At 69.4% G+C, this 8,269-nt stretch carries 3 protein-coding genes; all 3 read right to left on the bottom strand.

Annotation, left to right across the window (positions count from 1 at the left end; translation table 11 throughout):
* Nucleotides 1-278: 278 nt before the first annotated feature.
* The 3 genes from QMK28_RS33070 to QMK28_RS33080 all read right to left on the bottom strand — a co-directional run bounded on the left by QMK28_RS33070 (nt 279) and on the right by QMK28_RS33080 (nt 8,133).
* A complete protein-coding gene (locus QMK28_RS33070) occupies nt 279-1,196 on the bottom strand; it encodes a Dyp-type peroxidase (protein ID WP_443050903.1) in 918 nt (305 codons plus the stop codon).
* Between the two features lie 246 nt (nt 1,197-1,442).
* A complete protein-coding gene (locus QMK28_RS33075) occupies nt 1,443-2,333 on the bottom strand; it encodes a DUF3710 domain-containing protein (RefSeq protein ID WP_326443385.1) in 891 nt (296 codons plus the stop codon).
* 109 nt (nt 2,334-2,442) lie between these two features.
* Nucleotides 2,443-8,133 (bottom strand): RHS repeat-associated core domain-containing protein, encoded by a 5,691-nt coding sequence (locus QMK28_RS33080; RefSeq protein ID WP_326443386.1) that lies wholly within the window; start codon nt 8,131-8,133, stop codon nt 2,443-2,445.
* Between the last annotated feature and the right edge of the window lie 136 nt (nt 8,134-8,269).

An 8,269-nucleotide genomic window follows, 5' to 3' on the forward strand; every position in this document is an offset into this window, starting at 1 on the left:
CGCGGCACACCGAAAGCACCCGCGCGAAACTGAAACGCCTGGTCAGCCGCGGCCTGCTCCTCGAACCCGAACCCGGCCTGTTCACCCTGCCCCGACCGACTCCCTCCACGCCACGCACCGACTCAACATGAAGCCCGACGAAGCATCACAGAACACCCTCTCAGAGCCGTTCGTTGTACAGACCCGTTCCACGCGGTCCGGCTCGGGCATGCCCAAGGTGGTGCTGACCTGGCCCACGTAGCTAGCAAGCTCGAAGTGGCCGCGAGTGACAGCCTCAGTCAGCGAATCAACTCGCGGAGCCACGCCTCACCAGCTGGGGGCACGAAGAAGTAGCCGCCACCGACTGTCAGGACGTACTGCGCCAATGCTTCGCCGGCCAACCGCTTCTGCACTGCCGCGAACCCCGTCGCCAGGTCACGCTGGAAACAGGAGAAGATCAGTCCGGTGTCGCCGTTGCCGCGGTCATAGCTGTAGCTGCGGCGCACCAGCGGCGGTGGGGAGCGGCGGTCCGGGGCAGCCATCCGAACGTGCGCGTCCAAGGGCGTCATCTTCCCGTGCGGGTCGGCGGTAAAGTTCGGTTCCTCTCCTGGCGGCGTGCCGTCGAGCCACCGCCCGCCCCTCCGGCGTCCGATGATGCGCTCCTGCTCGCCGAGCGAGTCCTGGTCCCACAGTTCCGTGGCGAACCGGATGATCCGGACGACCTGGTAGCTGCCGCCAACAGCCCAGTCGGGCTCGCTGGAGTCATCCCGCACCAGCATCCGCTGCGCGGCCTCTCGCTGGCTGGAGGGATTGCCGAACCCCTCGGTGAAGCCAAAAGGGTTCCGCGCAAGGCCCCTGCCGTCATCAGCGCGGTTCTCCGCGCGAAAGCCATCGATCTGCCACCGCATGCGCCAGTCGGACGCTTTCTGCAACACCCGCTCGGCCGCTTCCCGGACTTCGCCGGTGTCGCTTCCCGCGACCTGTACCAGCACATCCCCGTGGGAGTACTGAGGGTCCAGGACATCCCCGGCGAAGACCGGCATCGCCTTCAACTGACGCGGGCATCGCTGCGAGGGAGCCAGCAGACTGGCCCCCAGGCCGATGCCCACGCGCACACCGTTGCCTCTCGCACTGTCCAGAGCCGCCGTCAACTGGCGGAGGCTGACATGGAGTCGCGGATCGGCACGCTGCCTCAAATCGAGCGCGACGGCCCGCAAATACGCCGTCGGCAGAGCGTCCCGTAGAGGCTCCGGGAGCATCATCCCCAACTTCGGCTTCTTTTGGCGAGCTTCCGACACAGCGAGGCCTACGCCACCCGTCACAGCCAGCACAGCCGACGACGCGGCGAGGATCGAGCGCCGCTTCAATGCATTGAGCCTGTCTTGAGATGGGCCTGCGCACAGCGTCCTACGCTTCGCAAGAATCCTCCGTCGCGCGGGTCAGGGCAGCCGGAATGCGGGGGGTCAGGATCCCGGCCGTCCCCCCGGTTGTGGAGACTGCGGCCAGCGCAGCGTGATCGCTGTGTCATCTGTCGAACCGGACTGGAAATCCTGCGGCGGGGCCACCACCGTTCCCGAGAACATCTCGTACGCCCACAGATCAGTGCTGTCCGGGGCAGCGCCGGTGCCGGAGATGTCTCCGCGGAGCAGCCAGCCCGGCCCGTCGCAGCCGAGGAATCTGACCTGCATGACCTTGCGGGAGTGGTCGGGGGTCCGCACGGGCACACCCGCCCTCAGTTCCACCCCGGCAGCTCCCGCCCATTCGGCCGCGGTGCCCCCGTTGGCGTGCACTGTGGCGAGGAGTTCGCCGCGCACCGTCTCCCACGAACAGCCTTCGACCGCGTGAAAGGCCTGCAATTTGATGGCCGTCGATCCGGATACGGCCGTGACTCCCAGGAGGTCACCGCTGCCATCAGCCGCGTGGACCGGCCGGATTTCCATGCCCTCGCCAGCCGGGATCCTGATGGCCCCCAGCTCGATGGACTCGCCGCCGCGGTGAGCCTCGGTGACATCCCAGGGGCCGATGTTGACCCCCCGTGTCGCTGGGCGGAGCATGTCGCCGTAGGCGAGGAACTCGTCCGTCCCGTCCTCCGCCATGGCCAGCAGTTCGTCGATTTGCCGGTCGGACAGTGACTGCTCCTTGACGACAGCGCACAGCAGCGCCGTGACATTGTCCACGGTGACCAGCCCCCGCGCGGTCGCAGCACGTGCCGCCGCGAGGTCGCCCAGCAGCCCCGCGATGAGCAGGCGCGTCTCCTCATCCCCAAGTCCCGAGTCCCAGCCCGAGGCGAGCCGGTCGGCCGGTATCCCGTCCACCTCCATGCGCACCATGATCATCATCTTCAGTGCGATCATGAGGAGCCAGGACGGCGTCCGACGATCCCACACGCCGAATTCAGCCGATTCCGCACTGCGACGCGAAACAGCGCCGTCCCGGGCGAACTGCCGGATGATTTCCTTCGCTCTATCGCGCATAACCCCTCCACCAACGCCGGACCAGCTGTGCCCCCCTGGCGACGACTATCAATGCGGCCATGGGCCCTTCGATCATGCCCGGAGGAGCGTCCAAGCTGTGCGTCACGGGCTTCACGATCTTTCCTGAGTAGCCCGGAGCACCTGCGAGCGCAGTCTGCCGGCGTGTGGCTTCCTCCCCCACGTCAGCACGGCCCAACCGGACCTCGTCCTCATCCACACGAGTCAGCGGCCTTCTATAGCCACCGATCTCCGGATCAAAGATATCCGGCAGGTCCGAAGGACGTCGCGACCCTGTGCCACCACCGCAATTGTGGACGAGGACCGACTCGTCGCCCGCGAACACGTGGTAGGTGTGCAGGTCATCGACGGTGAGGTTGTACACCTCGGACCGCTGTGCGTGATGTCGGACCGCGGAGATCTGCGCCCATGTACCAGAGCTCGTCCGCAGCCACTGACCAGGGCTGAGTTCACCAGCTGATATCCACCGACCGAGCTCTGGAACCCAGAAGGGGTGCCCTTCAGTCGCGGTGAGAGTGCTAGCCTCTGTCCCCGTCGGACCCTCGGCGCCGAGGGTGAGGTCGACGAGTTGTTTATCCCCGTTGCCCTTGATCAAGGCAGTGACCTCACGAGGACCGCTCTCGCCCGTCTCGGGGTCGCTGGCGAGCACCTTGTCGCCGATCCGGACGTCCCGAATGGGTTTGCGGGTGCCGTCGGCCATCAGCACCGGGGTGTCAGCAGTGAAGCTGTTCGGTCTCGCACGGCACATCGCGCCGCCGGGTTTCGGGCCCGTCTTCGGGCCGAACCTGCCGAGCATGCCGCCCAGGCAGCCGATCGCCGCCGACATGCCGACCTGGCCCCAGTCGACCTTGCGGCCGGACAGGCGCTGGCCGAGCCAGTCCATCCCCCCGTCCACCAGTCCGCCGACGACGCAGCCGGCGAGCATCGGGCTGTTGCCGGATGGATCGGTATAGGTGGTGGGGGAACTGAGCGCGTATTGGTAGAGGTTGGGGCCGCCCGCGTAGCCGATCGGGTCCTGGGAGATGAAGCGGCCGGTCTGCGGGTCGTAGTAGCGGTTGCGGTAGTAGAGCAGGCCGGTGCCGTCGTCCTCACGGCCGGTGAAGGTGTACGGGTTCGACGTGGCCGCGCCGCTGCTGGTGGGCGTGCCGTTCGGGTCGTACGCGTAGCTGGTGGCGATCGTGCCGTCCGCGTCGGCGAGGCCGACGACCGAGCCGAGCGCGTCCGTGAGGTAGACCTGGGTCTTGCCGCCCTCGCTGCGGGTCAAGAACTCGTCCAGGCCGGACGTGGCGACCGTGGCCTGCGTCTCGCCGGCGCCGTTCTGCTCGGCGAGCGGGTTGGAGCCGTCGGTGAGGAACTTGCGCGTGGCGCCGTTGGCCGTCTTCGCCGAGCGGGTGCCGAGCGGGTCGTAGCCGAAGGACGCGGCCGTGCCGCCGGCCTTGGCCAGGCCGGTGAGTTGGCCGCGGGCGTTCCAGGTGTAGTCGCGCAGGCCGTCGGACTGCAGTTGGCCGTCTTGGTCGTAGGTGAAGGAGCGGCCGCCGAGGCTGGTGAGGCGGTTGTCCTTGCCGAAGGCGGCTCCGCTCTCGGCGGCCGGGAGCGCGATGTTGGCGAGTTTGCCGCTCAGGCCACTCTGCAGGCCGCGTTCGTCGCGGGTGTAGTTCAAGTCGCCGACCGGCGCCCCGGCGTGGGTGTAGTCGATGGCTTTGATCGTGCCGGTCTTGTCGTAGCCGGTGGTGCGGGTGAAGCCGCCGGGCAGCGTCGCCGTTTTCTCGCGGCCCGCTGCGTCCAGGCCGAACGTGACGGTGTTCGTGCCGGACTTGACGGAGGTCAGGATGCTCGACTTGTCGTAGCCGTAGACCGAGGTGACGCCGGCCGCGGTCATCTCCCGGCGCCGGTCGGCCGCGTCGTGGTCGTAGCCGACGGTGCCGGTCGGGCCGGTCGTCGAGCGCGGGCGGTCGTATTCGTCGTAGCTGAAGCTCTGGCTGCCCGCCTGGGTGTCTGTGATCTTCTCCAGCAGGTCGGCCTTGTCGTAGGTGTAGGTCGCCTCGGACTGGGCCTGGCCGATCTGGTTCACGCCGTACTGGGCGGACTTCGCCCGGCCCAGCAGGTCCCAGTCGGCGGTGGCCACCTGGCCGGAGCGGCTGGTCACCTTCGTGGCCCGGCCGGCCGCGTCGTATGCGAAGGCGGCTGCGGCCCCGAGCGGGTCGGTCGCCGTCTTCGGGCGGTCCGCTCGGTCGTAGGCCCACGTCGTGGCGTTCTCGCGGGCGTCGGTGAGGGTGGTGAGGTTGCCGTTGTCGTCGTAGTCGAGGGAGATCGACACGCCCAGGGGATCGGTGGTGCGCCGGGTCTGGTTCAGGGGGTCGTAGGCGAGTGTGCTGACGGCGCCGGCCTCGTCGGTGAGTGCGGAGGGGCGTCCGGCGGCGTCGGTGAACTGGGACGAGGTGCGGCCTTGCGGGTCCTTGACCGATTCCAGCTCGCCGTGGCGGTAGGTGTATTCCGTGATGGCTCCGGCCGGGTCGGTGGCCGTTTTGACCTGCCCGTCCGCGGCGTAGGTGAAGGTGCTGGCACGGCCCTCGGCGTCGGTGACCCTCTCCACGTCGCCGCCGGCGTCGTAGCTGAGCGTGGTGGCGTTGCCCAGGGCGTCGGTCGATTTGGTCGGCTGGTCGAACGGGCCGCTGTAGGTCACGGTGCCGGATCTGCGCGCCTTGGTCGTCCCGGCGAGTTCCGTGGTCGCCTCGACGTTGCCCTGAGCGTCGTAGTGCAGCTCGGTGCGGCGTCCGAACGGGTCGACGACCGCGCTGACGCGGTGGTTCGGCCCGCGCTCGTAGGTGGTCTTGCGCGCCAGGTCGGATCCGTAGGCTGCGGTGTCGGAGAGGCCGTAGCCGTCCGCGCCGAAGGTCGCACGGCGGACGGCGCCGCCCGGCTGGGTGACGTCGGCGGCGGTGATGGTGCCGGCGCTGTTCTCGGTGTAGGCGAAGGTGTACTTCGCTCCCTCGGTGAGGGTCTGTTCTGCGACCCGGCCCTTGGTGTCGAAGGTGTTGGTCAGGTAGGTGATGCCGCGGGCGTCCTTCGCGGTGGCGAGGCGGTTGGACGTGCCGTCGTAGGTGTAGGAGGCCGTCTTGCCCGCCGGATCGGTGACGGTCTCCAGACGGCCTGCGCCGTCGTAGGTGTAGGCGGTGGTGCGGCCGGTGTTGTCGCGTGCTGCGGTGACCCGGTGCTGGGCGTCGTAGGCGAGCGAGATCCACCGGCCGCCGGGCGTGGTGATGGTGGTGATGTCGCCCTTGTTGCCGTCGGCGCGGGTCAGTCGGACGGCGTTGCCGTGCCGGTCGCGGATCTCCTTGAGCGGGGCGTACTGCGGGAAGAGCCAGACGCTCCCGTCGCGGAACTTCAGGTCCCAGCCCGCGTTGCCGTTCCAGACGAGTTTGGTGCCGTGGAACCCGGAGGGGGTGCCGGCGGGCTCGAAGACCGCGTCGCTGTAGCCGGTGCCGGCGGAGGTCCGCACGTAGTGCACCGACCGTCCGCCGGGCAGGTACAGGTCGACTTCCTTGTACTGCTCCTTCGAGCGCAGGAAGGCGTTGACGGACAGGTCCCGGCCCTTGCCGAAGGCCCGGGAGCGGGTGTCCGCCTGCCAGTAGGAGCGCGTGACTTCGCCGGTGCCCAGCGGGTCGGCCACCGCCAGGTCGGTATGGGCGTCGGTGAGCATGCCGGTGCCCAGGTCGACCGGGTCGCCGGAGAGCCAGTCCAGGACGTCGTCCAGGCGCGAGTGGTCCCAGGGCAGCAGTTCGTCGAGGTTGAACATCGCACCGTGGAAGGCCCAGACGCGGGTCTTGCGGTCCGGCACGACTTGGCGGCCGTCCTTGCTGACCTGGCCGTGGCCGTAGACGTGCCAGCCCTTGCCCTTGGGGTCGTAGTCCATGAACTGCACCCGGGTGCCGGGTGCCTCGTGGGTGTAGTTGGGGTAGACGATCTGCGCGCCCTTGGGGAAGACGTAGGCGCCGCCCGGCTGGACGGTGAAGTACACCGGCACCACGCTGTTCTTCGGCAGCGGGAAGGGCGGCCGGTCGATCGGGATCGCGGTGATCCCCAATTCCCTGACCGGGCGGCCCCGCTCGTCCCGGACGACCGACCCCTTGGGGATGCGGACCTCGAGCCCGGGGATCTTCGGGGTCTTCAGCACGATGTTCTTCTTCGCCGGTGCGTCGAAGGTGACCGTGTGCCGGGTGTCCAGGGGGGTCATCCACACCGGGAAGCCCAGGGCGACGGAGGCGCGGGCCTTGGGGTGGATGCGCAGGTGGAAGACGCCGTACTGGCGTTTCTTGGTGTTCGCGGTGCGTCCGTCGACCACCAGGGTGGTCGCCTGAGCGCTGATGCCCGTCAGGAGGAACCGGCCCCGGGCGTCAGTGCGGGAGGTCTTCTTCCCGACCGTCACCCGCACGCCCGGCAGGGGCTTGCCGTTCAGCTTCAGCAGGTGTCCCGTCAGGGCGGCTTTCCCCGGCGGCGCCCGCAGCCTGGCCGGGCCCTTCGGCCCGTCCCCGCGGCGCGTCAGCCAGTCCCGGCCGGCGAGGTTGCTCTTCCCGGGCTGCCAGGCGTCCGGGCCCGACGGCACGACGCCCGCGGCCGCGGGGCTCAGGCCCGTATCCGCAGCCGGCTTGGCGGGCTCAGCCGAGCCCGCCTCGGGGCGGGCCGCGCTTCCGGTGACCTTCGCCCCCAGTTTGAACGGGCCGGTGGCCTGCGAACTCGGGTCCACCGTGATGATGTAGGTGCCGTCGGCGGGCAGTTCCGGCAGATCGGTGGAGACCGCGGTATCGCCCAGGTAGCGTTCGTCAACGAGCCATTTGCCGTCCGGGCCCGCCACCGACAGTTCCCAGTAGAACCTCGGCGCGTCCATCTGCAGCGTGAGTTTCTGCCCCTTCACCCCGGTGACGGTGTAGCGCGCGTTCTGTCCCGCGGCGGTGATCGAGGCGGCGCGTTTCGCCCCGCCGACGCTCAGCGCGCCGCCAGCGACGTCCTTGACCAACTTCCCGGTGGCCTTCCCCGTAGTCGGCGCGTCCGGCCGGATCAGGACCAGGTGCGCCCCCGCGGGCAGCGGGGCCCGCAGATCCACCTCCCCCACCGCACCGACCAGGTACGAGGCGGTCTTGTCCAGGGTGCCGTCGGGCGCCAGCAGCGCGATGTTCGACGACGCGGCCAGGGTGCTGCCGGACACGGCCACGGCCGCTCCGTCACCGGCGGCCGCGTTGACCGTGTATTGCAGCTGCTGGCCGGGACGCTTGATCTCCCCCGTCGCGGAGGGGGACGCGGTGGTGAGCGTGCCGGCTTTCACCGGCGTCGAGAGCCACAGGGTGAGCGCGCCGACGGCTGCGCTGCCCGGCTTGACCAGCAGCCCGTACGTGGCTCCCGGCGTCAGCCCGGTCAGGTACACCGCGCCGGGCGCCGAGGCGTTGAACCATCCGGGGTCGCTGAGCTTCTTGCCGGCCGCATCCGTCAACGTGATGTCCGACGACTGCGGTATCGAGTTCGCCGTGGCCGCGAACCCGAGCGACTTGGTGTCCGGCGCGGTGAACTGCGCGCGCAGCAGCTGGCCAGGCCGCAGCACCTTCAGCGGGGCCGCCGCGCCGTCCACCGGCAAGGTGGCCCGCACCTCCGCCGACAAGGTCAGTGTCAAGGCCCCCGTGCCCCGTTATCTTTTTCGTGGCCCCGCAATGGGGCTCCTGGCCCCCGGGTCCGGCATGACTATGTGCCCCCTGCCGCGCGTATGGCCTGGGGGGTGGTGTCACCGGGCCTGGGGCACCGCTTGACCG

This window comes from Streptomyces sp. H27-D2 (genome assembly GCF_035828615.1).
GTDB lineage: Bacteria > Actinomycetota > Actinomycetes > Streptomycetales > Streptomycetaceae > Streptomyces.